The following is a 17,093-nucleotide window of genomic DNA, read 5'->3' as shown; positions in this document are numbered from 1 at the left end:
CAGAGGATCCATACCGGGAGGGCGGGCCGCCCCCGCAGTAAGATACTGACAGTCCGGTTTCCCTATCCAGCCATATCCCAGTGGCGCTGACCACGCCACGACTGAGAGAGACTCGTAGCTGATGGCACAGCAGGCGCGCGCGATCCAGACTCGACGGTCAATCCTGGTGGCGGCCGCCGCCGTCTTCGACGAACGCGGTTACAGCAGCGCCACCATCAGTGAAATCCTTGCGCGGGCCGGAGTGACAAAGGGTGCGCTCTACTTCCATTTCACCTCGAAGGAAGACCTTGCACTCGGGGTGATGGACGTACAGCTGGACAGCGATCCGCTTCCCGCTCAGCTGACGAAGCTTCAGGAATTGGTCGATCAGGGCATGCTGCTCGCCCACCGGCTCCGGCATGAGCCACTGGTACGCGCCAGCGTCGGGCTGGCCATGGATCAGGCGGTGGAAGGCCTCGACCGGGGCACCCCGTTCCGTGCCTGGATAGACCGGCTCGAACATCTGCTGACCGCCGCGAAGAACCAGGGCGAACTCCTGCCGCACGTCGACGCCCGCGAGACCGCCGAAATGCTGGCGGGTTCCTTCTCCGGCATTCAGGCGATGTCTCAAGCCCTGTGCAAGCGCGAGGACTTGGGGCGGCGGATCTCGGTCCTTCTGCATTATGTACTGCCGAGCATCTCGACCGCTGCCGTGCTGGCCACGCTCGACATGGCCGAGGACCGCGGCGAGCGCCTGTTCGGCACCCTCGGATCAGTCCCCAGCCAGGCCGGCGCACCCGGCTGACGGACGGGCCCTCCCCCGACGAGGAGTCACGGGGCACGACACAGCAGCGACGATTGGCTGAACATCGGGCGACGAAGAGTTGCGGCTACGATCGCGGGCACCCAGCGAGACCAGGAGTGCCGACCGTGTCCCAACCGCGCATCGCCGTATCCATCGTCACCATGGGCGATCGCCCGCAGCAGGTCGAGGCCCTGCTGGCCTCGGTGGCCGGACAGGACGTCCGGCCGGCCCGGCTCGTCGTCGTGGGCAACGGCTCACCGCTCCCGGACTTCTCCGCGTTTCCCGGTCTGTCCGATCTGTCCGGTGGCGTGACGGCGATCGAACTCGACGAGAACCTGGGCTGCCCCGGTGGCCGTAACGTCGCCCTGCGCAAGCTGGCGGAGTTCGGCGATGTGGATGTCGTCATCGAGCTCGACGACGACGGGCTCCTGGTCGACGGCGGGGTGTTCCGCAAGGTCCAGGAGCTGTACTCCGCCGACCCGCGGCTCGGCATCGTCGGCTTCCGGATCGCCGACGAGCACGGCGAGACCCAGCGCCGCCACGTCCCGCGCCTGCGCGCCGCCGACCCGATGCGGCGCGGCCCGGTCACCGCTTTCCTGGGCGGCGGCCACGCCCTCTCCATGAAGATGCTCGCCCAGACGGGGCCCTGGCCCGCGGAGTTCTTCTTCACACACGAGGAGACGGACCTGTCCTGGCGGGCGCTCGACGCGGGCTGGAAGATCCTGTACGAGCCCGATCTGCTGCTTCAGCACCCCAAGACCTCCCCGGCCAGGCACTCCGTCTACTACCGGATGACGGCCCGCAACCGGGTCTGGCTGGCCCGCCGCAATCTTCCCCTCCCCCTGGTCCCGGCCTACCTGGGCACCTGGACCCTCCTGACCGTGGCCCGTACCCGGTCGGCGACGGGGCTGCGCGCCTGGGCCGGCGGCTTCGCCGAGGGGGTCCGTACGCCGTGCGGGCGGCGGCAGCCCATGCGGTGGCGCACGGTGTGGCGGATGACGAAACTGGGACGGCCACCGGTCATCTGACCCGCGACGGGGCCGGGTGGTCAGTCCCGAGACAGGAGTTGCCGATGTCCGTCCGCAGGATCGTCCCCAACATTCGGACCAACACCGGCCCCGGCGTCGAATCGGACGCCAACGCCACCACCAACGCCGCCGTTGCCGCCGCAATGAAGCGGAACGCGGAGTTCTACGGCCTGCTGGGCCTCCAGGAAGTCATGAACCACGGCTGGATCATGACGCTCGCCTCTCCCTCCCATCCCTCGGCCCAGATCAGCATCATGGAGGCCGACGCAACCGCCCCGGTCACACCGGACATGAGCATGGAGGTGGAGGACGTGGACGCGGCCTACACCGCCATGCAGGCGGGCGGCGCGGAGATCGTGTACCCGTTGCACGACGAGGAATGGGGCGTACGCCGCTTCTTCGTCCGCGACCCCAACGGCCGGGTGATCAACGTGCTGGGCCACCGCTGACCGGCCCCGGCTCGGTGACGCCGTCGTCGTACGGGAGGATCCGCCGCAGGAGCCCCTTGGGGTGGCCCCGCTTGCGCCATTCCCTTGGGTAACCGATGGAGACCTCCTCGAAGCGCACCCCGTCGTACCAGGTCGTACGGGGGATGTGCAGATGGCCGTAGACCATGGCCGCCACATTGAAGCGCCGGTGCCAGTCGGCGGTGAGTTCCGTGCCGCACCACTGGGCGAACTCGGGATACGTCAGGACGGCCATCGGTTCGCGGACCAGGGGCCAGTGACTGGCGATGACCAGCGGAATCTCCGGATCGTGCGCGGCGAGACGCCGCTCGGTCTCCGCCACTCGCGCCCGGCACCAGGCGTCACGGCTCGGGTACGGGTCGGGGTGCAGCAGGAACTCGTCGGTGCACACCACCCCCGTCTCGTGCGCGTACGCCAGGGACTCCTCCTTGGTCGTCGTGCCCGGCGCCCGGAAGCTGTAGTCGTACAGCAGGAACACGGGCGCAACGGCCACCGGCCCTTCGGGGCCGGGCCACAGCGGATACGGGTCCTGCGGAGTGGACACCCCGAGGCTCCGGCACAGCTCGACCAGATGCTCGTAGCGTTCCCGGCCCCGCAGTTGGACCGGGTCGTGATTGGTCGTCCACAGCTCGTGGTTCCCGGGGGTCCAGATCACCCGGGCGTACCGGCCCGCGAGCAGCCGCAGCGCCCACTCCACGTCCTCGACCTTCTCCGCAACATCACCGGCGACGATGACCCAGTCCTCGTCCGAATCCGGCCTCAGGGACTCGACGATGGGGCGATTGTCCGCCATCCCGACGTGAAGGTCGCTCACCGCGAGCAGAGAACCGCGGTTTCCGTAGGCACGATCGGACATGAAGAGCCTTTCCCGAGGACGGACCGAACGAGATCGTCTCCCATGATGTGGCCCGGTGCCTCATACCCCGTCCGGCTGTCACGCGTGTGTCACAGGGGGTTCGTTGCGGTTGCGCCCGTGATCACGGAGTTGACAGGCATGAACCCATGGACCAGCGCGCTTCGGCGGCCGCTGATTACGGGGGTCGGGTTTCTGATGGCTGGCCAGAGTGACCGTCTTTCGTACGACACGGGTGCGTCCGCGGATGCGCAGGGCAATATCCACGGGTGATCGCGCGTCTTGAGAAGTGATCGCGGCGCGTGACGCACAGGTGAAGGACTGAGTTCTGCGACAGCGACGAAGGCGACGCCCGACTGCCGGACCACCCCGATCCGGAAGGGCAGTTCGGCGCCTCCTGAAGGACTGCGTCGACCGCCGATCGGTCAGCCGGATGCTTCTCCCGTGGGAGCCGGAGCCATTTTCACCAGCTCTCCCGCCCTGCTGACCAGGAGATCGGGGACATCTTCCTCGTAGAAGCGGATCTGCCCGATGACCCCCTCGGTGCCGGAATTCCGCGCAAGCCGCACCGCCAGTGAGTCCAGCTCGGGCAGGGACTCGGCGTGCACCTCTTGACGTGCCGTCAGGGACCATCCGTCGGCAGTCCGGGCCAGCTCACCGACCAGGACCCCGCCGATGCGCGCCGCGGGCCCGCGTGCTGCGAGCAGGGGGAACATGTCACCGGTCTCGTCTGTCATGTCATCCGCCGGGTCGTCCGCCGCGCCCTCGATGCCGAGATGCCATCGCAGATCGGCGAGCACGGCACTCGGTACGGAGGCTGGGAGGTCCAGGGCGAGGTCCACGGCGTACACGTCACTCATACCCGCAGCCTAGCCAGCCTGCATGAGCATGACGGCAGATAGGGCGCCGGTGAAGCGGCAGACGAGTCGGGCTGTACGCCGGGTTCTGTCGCCCGGTCGCCTCGCGGCGGCCGGGGAGACGGCCATCCATCTAGGACCGGCATTGCTGCCGGCCTCGTGCGGTCTACCCGCGAACTCGGGCGGGCAGCCCTCGAACATTCGCGCAGGGCCGTCTCGCGACGACCCCTCTTGACCTTGCTCCGGGTGGGGTTTACCTAGCCGCCTGAGTCACCTCAGGCGCTGGTGGTCTCTTACACCACCGTTTCACCCTTACCGAGGACCGAAGTCCCCGGCGGTCTGTTTTCTGTGGCACTGTCCCGCGGGTCACCCCGGGTGGCCGTTAGCCATCACCCTGCCCTGTGGAGCCCGGACGTTCCTCGGGGGGATCCGAGGATCCCCACGCGGCCGTCCGCCCGGCTCGTCTGCCGTGCCGACCATGCTACCCGCCTGGCGGGAGCCGTCGGACGGGACGCTCAGATGAACGCCTCGGTCTCCAGGTCGAAGGCGAACGGAGCGGGAAGGGAGAGCGGCTTGCCGAACGGAATCGTGCAGTGCTGACGGTAGTCGTCCCCCTCCGGGTCGCTGAACAGCGTCACCGAAGACTGCTCACGGTCGACCAGGAGGTAGAGCGGGATGGGTCCGCGGGCGTAGCAGTGACGCTTGTCCGTGCGGTCGGCCCGGGGCTTGGACGAGGTGACCTCGACGACGAGGGACACCCCCTCGCACGGCATCCAGGGGTCCGCTCCCCGGTACAGACGCAGTTCGGTGGGGGCGAAGGTGCCGTCGGGAATGACGTGGTTCCAGGGACAGCGACCGCCGCTCTTCAGCTTCAGTCCCTTGTTCCCCGAAAAGTCCATGTCGGTCCGGGCGAGCCTGATCACCTGCTTCAGAATCAGGCTGATGTAGTCCTCGTGGTCCCCGTCCGGCGGCGGCGTCACGACAATCTCCCCCTCGATCAGCTCGGCCCGGAAGCCCTCCGGCGTATCCAGCGCCAGGAAGCCCTCCAGCAGGACGTCCGCCTGCGTGAGCGGTTCGTGCGGCATGGCAGTCATGTCACGCCCCTTCCTCGGTCGCTCGCCAGATTGAGACATCAGTGGATCAGCCGTCCGTGAGATGGGATCACTTCCTTCGATCGTGGCACAGGAGGGCGCGAAGTTGTCAGATGCGGACGGGTGCGGTGAGCACTTGACCCTGCCGTTGCGTCAACGTTTCTACTGGACTCATGCGCATCGGAGAGATCGCCGCGCTCGTCGGGGTCACCTCGCGGGCGATCCGGCACTACCACCACATCGGACTGCTTCCCGAGCCCGGGCGCCGGGCCAACGGCTACCGCGCCTACAGCGTGCGCGACGCCGTGGTGCTGGCCCGGATCCGGCGGCTCACCGAGCTCGGGCTCGGTCTGGACGAGGTACGGGACGTCCTCGCCGATGAGGCCGGGCACGAACTCGTCGAGGTGCTCGTCGAGTTGGATGCGGATCTGGCCCGGCAGGAGAACGAGATCCGGGAGCGGCGGCGTCGGCTGGCCCGGTTGCTGGACGGCCCGGTGAGCGCCGAGGAGCCCGTGTCGCCCGCGCTGGCCGAACTGCTGGGCACGGCTGTGGCCACCGGCTCCCCGATGGCTGCCAAGGACCGCGAGCACCTGGTGCTGCTGGACACGACGGGTGTCGGCGGTGAGGTCTACGCCGCGCTGCGGCCCCTGGCCGAGGACCCGGCCGTGCACGCGCTGTACGAGCGGCTGGACGCATTGGCTGCGGCGCCCGTGGACGATCCGCGGATCGCTCCGCTCGCCGCCGATCTGGCCGCCGCCGTGCCGGACGAGGTGCTGGCGGCCATCCCCGGCGGGCCGGTCCTGACGGGGTTCGGTCAGGCCCTGCTCGACGACTACGCGCCCGCGCAGGCCGAGGTGGTGCGCCGGGTGATGGCGGCCCTGGCGGCACGCGTGGCGGAGAGGGGAACAGGATGAGCGTGCGGATTGCACGGTATGCCGCCGGGGTTGCGCCGGCTGTCGAAGTGGGTCTGGGCGGCTGCCTGCTGGCGGGGGTCCGGATACCGGGTGCGGTTCTGCTCGGTGCCGAGGCCCTGGTGGTCGCCGCGCTCGGGTTCGAGGGCGTGGTCCTCTGGCGGCTCTGGCTCGTGGGCCGGCGTGCGGGTGCCGGGCGGCGGGCGGCGATGGGTACGGCGCTCCGTACCGTCGTGCCCGAGAAGGTGCGCCGTCTCGTCGCCCACGAGGTGCGCGCCCTGCGCAGTCTCGGGCTGTGGGTGCTGCGGAGGCGTCATGGCGTGCCGGAGGGTGCCCTTGCCGTCCCGTACACCGGGCCGCAGACCGCCATGATGTACGGCCTGGTCTTCGTCGCTCTGGTCGAGACGGTGATGCTGGCGCTGCTGATCCCGTGGCCGGTCGTGCACAGGGTTCTGCTCGGGCTCGATGTGTACGGGGTGGTCCTGGTGCTCGCTTTCCATGCCGCGTGTGTGACCCGGCCGCATGTGGTGGACGCCGACGGGGCGCTGCGGCTTCGCTACGGCGGGCTGTTCGACCTGCGGGTTCCCGCCGGGGCGGTCGCCGGTGCGCGGGTCGAGCGGCGCTGTCCCGAGGGCGGGCCGGTGCGGCCGGGGGCGGACGGGGTGCTCGACCTCGTCGTGGGCGGGCAGACGACGGTGACCGTGGAGCTGTTCTCGCCGGTGGCGTTCGTGCGGCCGCTCGGGAAGCGGGGGTGGGCGCGGACGGTGCGGTTCCATGCGGATGATCCGGGTGCCGCCGTGGCCGCGCTCACGCGGGGGCGAAGAGGACCTTCGCCGAGCCAGGATCCGCCTGGGCGAGCCTGACCCGCAGCCGCTCCCCCAGCGGGAGCTTCGCCGTGCCGCCCTCGACCCGGGCGACGACGGCCGGGGCGTCGATGTGGACGGTGCCCGTGGTGGGCTCCAGTTCCTTCACGTCGACCACGTACGCGTCGAAGACCTCGCCGATCCTGTCCTTGAGCAGCGCGGCCTCGACCACGTCGACGCACTCGCGCTCCACCGTGTTGGCGCGCTTGGTTCCGTCCGCCATCTCCCTCGGCAGGCCGGGCAGCGCGGCGAGGACCCACTCGGGCGGTTCCTGTTCCGCGACGGCGGCGAGGCACAGCTCGGCCGCGTACCGGTCGACGAGGCGGCGCAGCGGGGCGGTGCAGTGCGTGTAGAGGTCGGCGACGGCGGCGTGGACGGCGCGGGTGGGGAGTTCGCCGTGTTCGAAGACGGTGTAGCCGGCGCCGCGCAGCAGGGTGGTGCACTCCTGGAGGAACGCGGCGTGGTTGGCCCTCCTCGGGTCGAGGGTGCGGACGACCTGGGCGTACGGGACATGGTGCGGCCAGTCGATGTGCAGCGCCTCGGCCGAGCGCCGGAGCCGGGCCACGGCGCCGTCGGGTGCGACCGGCAGGGTCCGCAGGACGCCGGTGCCGGTCTCCGCCATGAGGTGGGCGGCGGCCATGCCGGTCAGGAGGGAGATCTGGGCGTTCCAGCCGTCGGCGGGCAGCGGGGCACGGTATTCCAGGCCGTACGTGCCGTCGCGCTCGACGATCTCCTGCTCGGGCACGTTGAGGGAGATGCCGCCTCGGGCGACCTCCTGCTCCTCGCGGAGTCGTCCGATGTCCTGGAGCAGCGCCAGGGGCTCCTCGGCGGTGCCGGTGTCGATCTGCCGCTGGACGCCCGCGTAGTCGAGCTTCGCCCGGCTGCGGACGAGGGCCCGGCGCACCGAGGTGGTGACGGCGCCGCCCTCGGAGTCCAGGTCGATCTGCCAGAGCAGGGCGGGGCGGGTCTGTCCGGGGAGGAGGCTGGCGGCGCCCTCGGAGAGCAGGGTGGGGTGGAGCGGCACCTTCCCGTCGGGGAAGTAGAGGGTCGTCACCCGGCGATGGGCCTCGGTGTCGAGTGCGCCGCCGGGGCGTACGAAGGCGGCGACATCGGCGATGGCGTAGTGCACGCGGAAGCCGTGGCGGCGGCGTTCGAGGTGCATGGCCTGGTCGAGGTCGGTCGATGTGGGCGGGTCGATGGTGAAGAACGGCAGGTCCGTCGCGTCCTTGTGGGTCGACACCGCCGGGGCCCCCGCCGCCTGCGCCGCCTCGGCGAGGACGTCGGGCGGGAAGCCGTGGGGCAGTTCGAGCTCGGTGCGCAGCTTGCACAGGGCCGCCCTCAGCGGGGTCTCGGCCGGCCCGGTCATATGGAGATGGCGGCGGGGCATGGACCGAGCGTATGGCGGGGCGGGCCGGGCGGCATCCCGGGTGGCGGCAGCGAGTGCCGGTCCGGCCCTGATCCGCCGGACAGGCCCCGGTGCGGTACCGGGGTCCCCGTACGCTGGTGCCAGGTCCTGTTGTCGAACTGCCGTCTGCCGTCGTCGCACGGCAGACGGCAGTTCGACGACAGGACCCAGGGCCTTCTGAGCCCGTTTACGTGTGCGTACGTACGAAGGAGAACCGCCGTGCTCGTGCTGTTGCCGCCCTCCGAAGGAAAGGCCGCGTCGGGGCGCGGAGCACCCCTGAAGCCGGAGTCGCTGTCGCTGCCGGGCCTGGCTGCGGCGCGGGCCGCGGTCGTCGACGAGCTGGTCGAGCTGTGTGCGGCGGACGAGGAGAAGGCCCGTGAGGTGCTCGGGCTGAGCGAAGGGCTGCGCGGCGAGATCGCGAAGAACGTCGAGCTGCGGACGGCGGGGACGCGTCCGGCCGGGGAGATCTACACGGGGGTGCTGTACGACGCCCTGGATCTGGCCTCCCTGGACACGGCGGCCAAGCGGCGGGCCGGAAGGTCGTTGCTGGTCTTCTCAGGGCTGTGGGGCGCCGTGCGGGTGGGCGACCGGATTCCTTCGTACCGCTGCTCGATGGGCGTGAAGCTGCCGGGGCTGGGCGCGCTCGGGGCGTACTGGCGTGACCCGATGGCGGAGGTCATGCCGGAGGCGGCCGGGGACGGGCTCGTCCTGGACCTGCGGTCCTCCGCGTACACCGCGGCCTGGAAGCCGAAGGGCGAGGTGGCCGGGCGCACGGCGAGCGTGCGGGTGCTGCACTCCCAGATGGTGAACGGGATCGAGAAGCGCTCCGTGGTCAGCCACTTCAACAAGGCGACAAAGGGGCGGATGGTCCGCGATCTGCTGCTGGCGGGCGCACGGCCGAAGGGGCCCGCGGAGCTGGTGGAGACATTGCGGGAGCTCGGGTACGTGGTGGAGGCCGAGGCCCCCGCGCGGGCCGGTCGGGCGTGGTCGCTCGATGTCGTGGTGACCGAGATTCACTGAACCGGGAAAGCCGTTACGTTGCAGCATATGCAACGCTCGTTGCGCAGTGTGTGGTGGGCGCGGCAGGATGTGCGCATGACCTCCTCTGTGCTGGACCTCGCCCCCGTCGTCCCCGTTGTCGTTCTGGAGGACGCCGCCGACGCGGTGCCGCTCGCCCGGGCCCTGGTCGCGGGCGGGCTCCCGGCCATCGAGGTGACGCTGCGCACCGCCGCGGCACTGGATGCGATCCGGGCCATCGCGGCCGAGGTGCCGGACGCGGTGGTCGGGGCCGGCACGGTGATCTCCGTACGCAACGTCTCCGACACCGTCGCCTCGGGGGCCCGGTTCCTGGTCAGCCCCGGCTGGACGGACACACTGCTGGACGCAATGAAGGCGTCGGAGGTGCCGTTCCTGCCGGGCGTCTCGACGACGTCCGAGGTGGTCGCGCTGCTGGAGCGCGGGGTCACCGAGATGAAGTTCTTCCCGGCCGAGGCGGCGGGCGGCACAGCGTATCTGAAGGCGCTTTCCTCGCCGCTGCCGCAGGTCCGGTTCTGCCCCACGGGCGGCATCTCGCTCGCCTCCGCACCGTCCTATCTGGCGCTGCCCAACGTCGGCTGCGTGGGCGGCAGTTGGATGGTCCCGGCAGAGGCGGTGGCGGCGAAGGACTGGGCTCGGGTGGAGCGGCTGGCCAGCGAGGCGGCGGCGCTGCGCGGCTGATTTTTTTCCCCCTACCCGCCCCTTCCCGGAACCGGGGCTCCGCCCCGGACCCCGGTGGGTGCTGACCGGGGTGCGGGCCACCCCCGCCACCCGAGGAAGCGGGAGCTTCACGCCGCCGGGGAGTCGCTCCGCTGCCCCTCCCCGGGGCGCCGCACGCCCACGCGAGCCTCCCGTCCCCTACCGCAGGTGCGATGTGTCGTTCAGCAGCCTGAGCGACACGTTCCCGTCCGAGTAGTACGCCACCGCGGAGACCGAGGCCGCCGAGAGCTCCATACGGAACATCGCTTCCGGCGGGGCGCCCAACGCCAGCCTGACCAGGGTCTTGATCGGCGTCACATGGGTGACCAGGAGGACCGTGCGGCCCGCGTAGCGGGCGGTGAGGCGGTCACGGGTGGCCGCGACGCGGCGGGCGACCTCGGCGAAGCTCTCGCCGCCCCCGGTGGGGGCCGCCTTCGCGGAGGCCAGCCAGGCGTCCAGGTCGGGGCCGTACCGCTCACGCACCTCGGCGAACGTCAGGCCCTCCCAGGCGCCGAAGTCCGTCTCGCGCAGGCCGTCCTCGATCCGGACCTCCAGGCCGAGCCGGGCCGCCACCGCGGCCGCTGTTTCGCGGCAGCGGCGCAGCGGGGAGCTGACGATCTCCTCGATCGTGCCGCGGGCGGCCAGCGACTGGGCGATGCGTTCGGCCTGGTGACGGCCGGTCGCCGAGAGTTCGGGATCGCTGCCGCCGCTGCCCGAGAACCGCTTCTCGGGGGTGAGGGCCGTCTCGCCGTGCCGGAGCAGTACGAAGGTGGCGGGCGTCGCGAGATCGGGCGCCGCGGCCCAGCCCACCTGGGGGGCGGTCGAGGATGCCTTGGGCGTGGGGGCGGCTGCCGTGCCTGTCGCCGCTCCCGGCCGGGAGGACAGGGCCGCGCGGGCCCTGGCCGCGCCCGCTGCCGCGTCACCGGGCGGGCCGGAGACGGGCGGCAGGTCGGCGGTGGTCGAGGGCCGGGGGGTTTCGAGTGCGGCCGTCGACGACGACGGCTCCCACTGCTTGCCGCGCTTGCCCGCGTCCATCGCCTCGTTGGCGAGCCGGTCCGCGTGCTTGTTCTTCTCGCGCGGGATCCACTCGTACGTCACGGCGGAGGCCGGCAGAATCCTGGCGGCCTCCGCCGCGAGCGGCTTCATGTCAGGATGCTTGATCTTCCAACGGCCCGACATCTGTTCCACGACCAGCTTGGAGTCCATCCGGACCCGCACCTGGAGCGCACCGTCCGCCGAGGCGTCCGGCACCAGCGCCTTCGCCGCCTTCAGACCCGCGATGAGGCCCTTGTACTCGGCGACGTTGTTCGTCGCGACGCCGATGTACTCGGCGGCCTCGGCAAGGGTCTCCCCCGTCACCGGGTCGATGACGACCGCACCATAACCGGCGGGCCCGGGGTTTCCCCGGGAACCGCCGTCGGCCTCGATGACGAACTGGCGCGGCTGGGTCATTACAGGCCCGACTCCGACGTACGGACCAGGATGCGGCGGCAGTTCTCGCAGCGCAGGACGGTGTCCGGGGAGGCCGCCTTCACATCGTTGACCTCGGTGATGTTCAGTTCGAGACGGCAGCCCTCGCAGCGGCGCTGGTAGAGGCGGGCGGCGCCGACCCCGCCCTGCTGGACGCGGAGCTTGTCGTACAGCTTCAGCAGGTCCGCGGGGACGGACCCGGCGACGAGCTCGCGCTCCTTGGTGACGGTCGCGGTCTCCTCGTCGAGCTCCTTGGTCGCGGCGTCACGGCGGGCGGTCGCGTCGTCGACCTTGGCCTGGACGGCGGAGACCCGGTCGGACAGCTCGGTGACGCGCTCCTGGGCGGACTCGCGGCGTTCCATCACTTCGAGGACGACGTCCTCCAGGTCGCCCTGGCGCTTGGCCAGCGAGGTGATCTCACGCTGGAGGCTCTCCAGGTCCTTGGGCGAGGTGACCGCACCCGAATCGAGGCGCTGCTGGTCGCGGGCGGCGCGCTGGCGCACCTGGTCGACGTCCTGCTCCGCCTTGGTCTGCTCGCGGGCGGTGTCGCTCTCCTCGGTCTGCGAAGCGACCAGCAGGTCACGCAGTTGCGCGAGGTCGCTGGTGAGCGCCTCGATCTCGGTGTGCTCGGGCAGCGACTTGCGCCGGTGTGCAAGCTGCGACAGACGTACGTCGAGGGCCTGGACGTCGAGGAGTCGGATCTGGTCGGCGGGCGCGGCGTTCAGTTGGGGGCTCCAGAAGAGTGGTGGGTGGTGGTGGTCCAGGGGTCGGTGACCTGCTTCGAGACATGGACCCGCAGGTCCCATCCGTGGCGGTCGGAAATCGCGTCGAGCTGCGCTGCGGCCTGTTCGCACCAGGGCCATTCGGTGGCCCAGTGTGCGGCGTCGATCAGGCCGAGCGGGGAGTGCTGGATGGCTTCGGAGGCCGGGTGGTGGCGCAGGTCGGCGGTGAGGAAGGCGTCGACACCGGCAGCGCGTACCGCGTCGAAGAGGCTGTCGCCGGAGCCGCCGCTGACCGCGACGGAGCGCACCGTCGCCGCCGGGTCGCCCGCGAGCCGGATGCCCTGCGCGGTGGCGGGCAGTCGGGCCGCGGCGCGGGCGGCGAAGTCTGCCAGGCTCTCGGGGTGGTCGAGCACACAGATCCGGCCGAGGCCGCGACGGCCCTTGGGGTCGGCCGGGTCCGGCACGAGGGGCCCCTCGACGCGCAGGTCGAGCGCACCGGCAAGGGCGTCGGAGACGCCCGGGTCGGCGGTGTCGGCGTTGGTGTGGGCGACGTGCAGCGCGACGTCGTGCTTGATGAGGGTGTGCACGACCCGGCCCTTGAAGGTGTCGGCCGCGACCGTCGTCGTACCCCGCAGATAGAGCGGATGGTGGGTGACGATCAGCTGGGCGCCGAGCCTGAGCGCCTCGTCGACGATCTCCTGGACGGGGTCGACGGCGAAGAGCACACGGTCGACCTGCGATGCGGGATCTCCGCAGACGGTGCCGACCGCGTCCCAACCTTCGGCCCGCTCGGGCGGCCAGAGAGCGTCGAGCTCGGCGAGGACTTCAGACAGACGGGGCACAAGGAAAGGCTACCTGCCCTCCGTGCCCCGTCGCCCATGGCTTCGGCGACCTGTACGGACAGGCCACAGCCTGCTGGGTCCTGTCGTCGGACTGCCCTCGTCGCCCGGACGCCGCGCGGCAGGCGGCAGTCCGACGACAGGACCCAGGGAATCGTTACTTCACGAGGTCGGCGCGGAGGTCGTCGAGGACCAGGTTCGCGGCCGTGACACCGAGGCCGAGGTACCAGGTCTCGTCGGAGACGTCCTTGGCCCGGCCGTCCTTGACCGCCTTGAGGTTCTTCCACAGCGGGTTGGACTGGGCGGTGTCGCGCTTGGTGGCCTTCACGTCGCCGTAGACGCCGGTGAAGATCCAGTCGGCGTCGGCCTCGTCGATCTTCTCCGGGCTGATCTCCGCGGCAAGGTCGTTGATCTGCTGGTTCTTGGGCCGCGGCAGACCGGCGTCGTCGAGGATGGTACCGATGAAGGACGCCTTGGCGTAGAGGCGGATCCGGTCCGGCAGGTAGCGGACCATGGAGATGGTCGGCTTGTTCGGGCCGATGTCCTCGCCGAGCTTCTTCGCCTTCGCCTCGTAGGCACCGAGCTCGCTCCTGGCCTTAGCCGTCTTGTCCAGTGCCGCGGCGTTGAGGAGGTAGTTCTCCTTCCAGGTGAAGCCCGGGCGGATGGAGAACACGGTCGGCGCGATCTTGGAGAGCGCGTCGTACTTGTCGGCGGCGCGCAGCTGGCTGCCGAGGATCAGGTCGGGCTTCAGGCCGGCGATCGCCTCAAGGTTGAGGTTGTTGATCGTGCCTACGTTCTTCGGGTTGCCCGCTTCCTTCTTCAGGTACGAGGGGATGGCCGCGTCGCCCTCGGAGGGGGCGTAGCCGACCGGCTTCACACCCAGCGAGACGACATTGTCGAACTCTCCGACGTCCAGCACGACGACGCGCTTGGGGGCGGACTTGATCTCCGTCTTGCCCATGGCGTGGGTGAGGGTCCGGGGGAACTGGCCGGCCTTGGCGTCGGTGCCGTACTCCGCCGTCTTCTTCGCGGCGTCGGCGAAGTCCTTGCCGCCCGTCGCGACGGCCGCCTTCTTGTCACCGCCGCCCTCGGACTTGGCCGAGCCGCCCGAGCCTCCGTCGTCGCTCCCGCAGGCCGAGAGGGAAAGGGCGGCAGCCACTGCCAGGCCGACTGCGGCAGTACCGCGGCGACGAAGGGACATCACTTGCTCCAGTTCAAAGTCACACAGGTATCACTTAGGGCTGCCTTACCTTACTCACCCGTCTCGCGCCGAGCACAGGCGCCCCCTCGCCCTCAGGTAAATCCGGGCAGCACCACCCTTATGTGTGAAGTGGTGAGTCTCGTGTTGTCCGGCAGGAAGTGCGAAAACTAGCTTCGGTTGCCGGAGGTGACCAGTCCATGACTGCCTGTGCCATCGAGAACGAGTCCGCGGGGGCGGCCGAGGCCGCCGGGGGTGCGGCCATGGAGGACGACGCCCCGGACGCACCCGGGGAGCCGGCCGGGTTCGGCATGCCCGGCGGGGACGGAGCGGACGGCGGGGTCGACATGCCCGAGCAGGCCGGTGCGCCGGGTGAATCGGGCCTGCCCGCCGGGGCAGCCCTCGCCCCGCCCACGCTCACGATCGCCGCGGACGGTTCGTACGCGGCTCGGCTCGCCCTCCGCAACGTCGCCGCGGAGGCCTCCGACGAGGCCGCTCAGGCGTGGTTCGTGGAGCGCTGGACGCTCGACGGGCACGAGCCGTACGCCGTGCCGCTCCCCCTCGATCAGCCGGAGGAGCCGGACTCCCAGGTGCTGCCGCTGTCCGACGGACGGGTGCTGATCCGGCGACGGGTCGCGGACCGGCATGCGTTCTCGCTGCTCTATCCGACCGGCCCCGGCACCGGTGAACTGCCGCTCGGCGCCGTCGGATGCGCGGATCCGACCCTGCTGCCGCCGTCACCGGACGGTGCGAGCGCGTACGCCCTGTCGGTCAATGCGCACTCCACCGCCGTCTGGCTGGTGGCGGGCGGCGCCTTCGGGCCCGAACTGGTCGCGGAGGTGCCTGGGCGCTGCTCCGGTGGGGTCTGGCTGGACCGGGCGGGGCGGATGCTGGCCCTGGACCGGGAGATGCCGGGCGGCGGGCCGGTCAAGGCGGTCGCCGTGGACCTGGAGCGGGGCGGCGAGGTGACACCGCTGCTGCAGATCGCACCGGAGAGCAACGACCGGCTGCTGCTCGCCGACGCGGACAGCGGGCTGCTGCTGATCCGCTCGGACGCGCCGGGGCACGACCGGCTCGGGTGGGGGGTGCTGGGCAGCTGTCTGCCGGTGCGTTTCCCGGAGTGCCTGCGCCCGGCGGATGTGGCGGTGACGCCGTTCGCCGTACAGCCGGGGCAGATGCTGATGCCGGAGAGCTGCGCGGTGGCCCTGCGGATCGACGGGGCGGCCGGCAGCTGGCTCGGGGTGTGGCGCCCGGCGGGGCGCCGGCTGCATCAACTCGCCGCCCCCGAGGGGTGGCAGGCCGGTCGCGGGGTGTGGACCCGGGACGGCGTACTCAGACTTCCGTACGCCAACGACAACGTGGCGTGCGGGGTGGCACTGCTGGAGGCACCGGTGGACGGGGAACGCGGCACGGGACCGGCGGCGGAGGCGGGCGCGGAAAGCGGTATGCAACCGTCCGCTGCCGCTGCGCCTCTTCCGATGTGCAAGCCGATTCCACTGGGGCAGGCGCCTCTCATGGGGCGCATGGTGCCTGGTTAAGATCCTGGGCCTGGGCTACGCAGCCGTGTGCGACGGTCGCCGATGGTGACCGTGCCGTGTTGCGGTGGCGTGATCGGCCCTGGTGACACACACGTAAGCGATCACAACGGGGTGACTTCCCACATGTCTGAAGCCCGAACCGACACGACCCAGACGCGTCCGCCGGGGGCGGACGCGGAACGGGCCGAAGCCGGCGGCCCCGGAAAGCACCGAGGGGGTGTGTCGATGAACGACGCGTCAGCACAGCCGCACGGCCGCCACCGCCGCCCCTCCGAGGGGGACAGCAGGGCGGCCTGACCGCGCGGAACATCAACGAGGGACGGGTGGGCCCCGGCAGCCGATCGGCTGCCGGGGCCCACCCGTTTCCGTTGTGGTCAGCCCCGTTTGAGACCGAGCACCTCCGCCGCGGCGAAGGTCTCGCCCGTCGGGCGGTCCTCGTAGTACGGGGAGATCAGCTCGTCCAGCTCGTCGAAGGAGAACGTCTCCTTCGACGAGTCGAACTTCGCCGCCACCCTGGGGCGTTCGACGATCGCGACCATCCCGCCGTGCACGACGAGCAGTTGCCCGTTGACCTTGGCGGCCGCCGGGGAGGCCAGATAGCCGACCAGCGGAGAAACATGCTCGGGGGCGAGTGCGTCGAGCCGGCCGTCCGTCGGTTCCTGGAAGCCCGCGAAGACGTCCTCGGTCATCCGGGTGCGGGCCCGCGGGCAGATGGCGTTGGCGGTGACGCCGTACTTGGCCAGGGCCAGGGCCGTGGAGGTGGTGAGGCCGACGATGCCGCCCTTGGCCGCCGCGTAGTTCGGCTGGCCCGCCGAACCGGCCAGGAACGCCTCCGACGAAGTGTTGACGATCCGGCCGTAGACCGGGCCGCCGGACTCCTTGGAGCGGGCACGCCAGTGGGATGCGGCGAAGTGTGTGGTGTTGAAGTGGCCCTTGAGGTGAACCCTGATGACGGAGTCCCACTCGTCCTCGGTCATCGAGAAGACCATCCGGTCGCGCAGGATGCCCGCGTTGTTGACCAGGATGTCGAGCTTTCCGTATGTGTCGACGGCCAGCTCCACCAGGGCGCGGGCCTGCTCGTGGTCGGAGACGTCGCCGAGGTGCGCGACCGCCCGGCCGCCCGCCGCCCGGATCTCCTCGGCGACCTCCTCGGCGGGGGTCGCGGATGCCTCGCCGGAGCCGTCGCGGCCCGGCTGCCCGTAGTCGTTGACGACGACGGACGCGCCGAGCCGCGCCAGTTCCAGTGCTTCGGCGCGTCCGAGGCCGCGGCCCGCGCCCGTGACGATCGCGGACATGCCTTCCAGGGGAAGTGACATCGGAATCTCGGAGTCCT

The 17,093-nt window shown here is 70.8% G+C and carries 17 protein-coding genes and 1 other RNA gene; 8 read left to right on the top strand and 10 right to left on the bottom strand.

Annotated features, from left to right (window positions below; genetic code table 11):
* The first annotated feature begins 121 nt into the window (after window positions 1–121).
* The 3 genes from OG609_RS29125 (at window position 122) to OG609_RS29115 (ending at window position 2,261) form a co-directional block, all read left to right on the top strand.
* Window positions 122–784, top strand: a complete 663-nt coding sequence (locus OG609_RS29125) for a ScbR family autoregulator-binding transcription factor (RefSeq protein WP_327275544.1) — start codon at window positions 122–124, stop codon at window positions 782–784.
* 125 nt (window positions 785–909) lie between these two features.
* Entirely contained in the window at window positions 910–1,812 is a 903-nt protein-coding gene (locus tag OG609_RS29120) for a glycosyltransferase family 2 protein (RefSeq protein WP_327275543.1), read from the top strand.
* A gap of 143 nt (window positions 1,813–1,955) precedes the next feature.
* Window positions 1,956–2,261, top strand: coding sequence for a VOC family protein (locus tag OG609_RS29115; protein ID WP_385652513.1), 306 nt, complete (start codon window positions 1,956–1,958; stop codon window positions 2,259–2,261).
* Here the strand turns inward: OG609_RS29115 and OG609_RS29110 are convergent.
* The 4 genes from OG609_RS29110 to OG609_RS29095 form a co-directional block, all read right to left on the bottom strand.
* Window positions 2,239–3,135, bottom strand: a complete 897-nt coding sequence (locus tag OG609_RS29110) for a metallophosphoesterase family protein (protein WP_327275541.1) — start codon at window positions 3,133–3,135, stop codon at window positions 2,239–2,241. The genes OG609_RS29115 and OG609_RS29110 overlap by 23 nt on opposite strands.
* 422 nt (window positions 3,136–3,557) lie before the next feature.
* On the bottom strand, window positions 3,558–3,992 hold the full coding sequence (locus OG609_RS29105) for a hypothetical protein (protein WP_327275540.1): 435 nt from the start codon (window positions 3,990–3,992) through the stop codon (window positions 3,558–3,560).
* 58 nt (window positions 3,993–4,050) lie between these two features.
* Window positions 4,051–4,452: RNase P RNA component class A (gene rnpB, locus OG609_RS29100), an RNA gene on the bottom strand.
* Between the two features lie 52 nt (window positions 4,453–4,504).
* A complete protein-coding gene (locus tag OG609_RS29095; protein WP_327278219.1) occupies window positions 4,505–5,074 on the bottom strand; it encodes a Uma2 family endonuclease in 570 nt (189 codons plus the stop codon).
* 179 nt (window positions 5,075–5,253) lie between these two features.
* Between OG609_RS29095 and OG609_RS29090 the strand changes: the two genes are divergently transcribed.
* Both OG609_RS29090 and OG609_RS29085 read left to right on the top strand, forming a co-directional pair.
* Window positions 5,254–5,994: a MerR family transcriptional regulator gene (locus tag OG609_RS29090; RefSeq protein ID WP_327275539.1), complete on the top strand. Its 741-nt coding sequence runs from the start codon at window positions 5,254–5,256 to the stop codon at window positions 5,992–5,994.
* Entirely contained in the window at window positions 5,991–6,854 is an 864-nt protein-coding gene (locus OG609_RS29085) for a hypothetical protein (RefSeq protein WP_327275538.1), read from the top strand. Before OG609_RS29090 ends, OG609_RS29085 begins: the two co-directional genes overlap by 4 nt.
* On the opposite strand, the gene OG609_RS29080 is transcribed toward OG609_RS29085, so the two are convergent.
* Window positions 6,799–8,241 carry an RNB domain-containing ribonuclease gene (locus tag OG609_RS29080; RefSeq protein WP_327275537.1) on the bottom strand — a complete coding sequence of 481 codons (1,443 nt, stop codon included), beginning with the start codon at window positions 8,239–8,241 and terminating at the stop codon, window positions 6,799–6,801. The two genes, OG609_RS29085 and OG609_RS29080, sit on opposite strands and share 56 nt — an antisense overlap.
* Before the next feature lie 237 nt (window positions 8,242–8,478).
* Here OG609_RS29080 and yaaA point away from each other — a divergent pair, with 237 nt between their 5' ends.
* Both yaaA and eda read left to right on the top strand, forming a co-directional pair.
* The gene (yaaA, locus tag OG609_RS29075) at window positions 8,479–9,279 is read left to right on the top strand and encodes a peroxide stress protein YaaA (protein ID WP_327275536.1); all 801 of its coding nucleotides are present in this window, start codon (window positions 8,479–8,481) and stop codon (window positions 9,277–9,279) included.
* 75 nt (window positions 9,280–9,354) lie between these two features.
* Window positions 9,355–9,975, top strand: coding sequence for a bifunctional 4-hydroxy-2-oxoglutarate aldolase/2-dehydro-3-deoxy-phosphogluconate aldolase (gene eda, locus OG609_RS29070; RefSeq protein WP_327275535.1), 621 nt, complete (start codon window positions 9,355–9,357; stop codon window positions 9,973–9,975).
* Window positions 9,976–10,152: 177 nt separating this feature from the next.
* Here eda and OG609_RS29065 read toward each other — a convergent pair whose 3' ends face one another.
* From OG609_RS29065 to OG609_RS29050, 4 genes are all read right to left on the bottom strand, one after another.
* Window positions 10,153–11,445 (bottom strand): bifunctional RNase H/acid phosphatase, encoded by a 1,293-nt coding sequence (locus OG609_RS29065; protein ID WP_327275534.1) that lies wholly within the window; start codon window positions 11,443–11,445, stop codon window positions 10,153–10,155.
* A complete protein-coding gene (locus OG609_RS29060; RefSeq protein WP_327278218.1) occupies window positions 11,445–12,188 on the bottom strand; it encodes a zinc ribbon domain-containing protein in 744 nt (247 codons plus the stop codon). The genes OG609_RS29065 and OG609_RS29060 overlap by 1 nt, the downstream gene beginning before the upstream one ends.
* Window positions 12,185–13,027, bottom strand: coding sequence for a Nif3-like dinuclear metal center hexameric protein (locus OG609_RS29055; RefSeq protein WP_327275533.1), 843 nt, complete (start codon window positions 13,025–13,027; stop codon window positions 12,185–12,187). Before OG609_RS29055 ends, OG609_RS29060 begins: the two co-directional genes overlap by 4 nt.
* A gap of 154 nt (window positions 13,028–13,181) precedes the next feature.
* On the bottom strand, window positions 13,182–14,225 hold the full coding sequence (locus OG609_RS29050) for an ABC transporter substrate-binding protein (RefSeq protein ID WP_327275532.1): 1,044 nt from the start codon (window positions 14,223–14,225) through the stop codon (window positions 13,182–13,184).
* Window positions 14,226–14,422: 197 nt separating this feature from the next.
* Here OG609_RS29050 and OG609_RS29045 point away from each other — a divergent pair, with 197 nt between their 5' ends.
* On the top strand, window positions 14,423–15,760 hold the full coding sequence (locus OG609_RS29045) for a hypothetical protein (RefSeq protein ID WP_327275531.1): 1,338 nt from the start codon (window positions 14,423–14,425) through the stop codon (window positions 15,758–15,760).
* A gap of 374 nt (window positions 15,761–16,134) precedes the next feature.
* On the opposite strand, the gene OG609_RS29040 is transcribed toward OG609_RS29045, so the two are convergent.
* Complete coding sequence (locus tag OG609_RS29040) at window positions 16,135–17,076, bottom strand: 3-oxoacyl-ACP reductase (protein ID WP_327275530.1); 942 nt, start codon at window positions 17,074–17,076, stop codon at window positions 16,135–16,137.
* Window positions 17,077–17,093 lie beyond the last annotated feature (17 nt).

Origin of the sequence: Streptomyces sp. NBC_01224 (genome assembly GCF_036002945.1) — a bacterium.
In the GTDB taxonomy this organism is placed as follows: domain Bacteria; phylum Actinomycetota; class Actinomycetes; order Streptomycetales; family Streptomycetaceae; genus Streptomyces.
Note: the sequence above shows the minus strand (reverse complement) of the source record. Positions and strands in the feature narration are given on the sequence as shown.

Coding starts and splice junctions, on each gene's coding strand:
- OG609_RS29125 (WP_327275544.1), top strand. CDS start 122: ATGGCACAGCAGGCGCGCGCGATCCAGACTCGACGGTCAATCCTGGTG.
- OG609_RS29115 (WP_385652513.1), top strand. CDS start 1,956: ATGAAGCGGAACGCGGAGTTCTACGGCCTGCTGGGCCTCCAGGAAGTC.
- OG609_RS29110 (WP_327275541.1), bottom strand. CDS start 3,135: ATGTCCGATCGTGCCTACGGAAACCGCGGTTCTCTGCTCGCGGTGAGC.
- OG609_RS29105 (WP_327275540.1), bottom strand. CDS start 3,992: ATGAGTGACGTGTACGCCGTGGACCTCGCCCTGGACCTCCCAGCCTCC.
- OG609_RS29095 (WP_327278219.1), bottom strand. CDS start 5,074: ATGCCGCACGAACCGCTCACGCAGGCGGACGTCCTGCTGGAGGGCTTC.
- OG609_RS29090 (WP_327275539.1), top strand. CDS start 5,254: ATGCGCATCGGAGAGATCGCCGCGCTCGTCGGGGTCACCTCGCGGGCG.
- OG609_RS29085 (WP_327275538.1), top strand. CDS start 5,991: ATGAGCGTGCGGATTGCACGGTATGCCGCCGGGGTTGCGCCGGCTGTC.
- OG609_RS29080 (WP_327275537.1), bottom strand. CDS start 8,241: ATGCCCCGCCGCCATCTCCATATGACCGGGCCGGCCGAGACCCCGCTG.
- eda (WP_327275535.1), top strand. CDS start 9,355: ATGACCTCCTCTGTGCTGGACCTCGCCCCCGTCGTCCCCGTTGTCGTT.
- OG609_RS29065 (WP_327275534.1), bottom strand. CDS start 11,445: ATGACCCAGCCGCGCCAGTTCGTCATCGAGGCCGACGGCGGTTCCCGG.
- OG609_RS29050 (WP_327275532.1), bottom strand. CDS start 14,225: ATGTCCCTTCGTCGCCGCGGTACTGCCGCAGTCGGCCTGGCAGTGGCT.
- OG609_RS29045 (WP_327275531.1), top strand. CDS start 14,423: ATGACTGCCTGTGCCATCGAGAACGAGTCCGCGGGGGCGGCCGAGGCC.
- OG609_RS29040 (WP_327275530.1), bottom strand. CDS start 17,076: ATGTCACTTCCCCTGGAAGGCATGTCCGCGATCGTCACGGGCGCGGGC.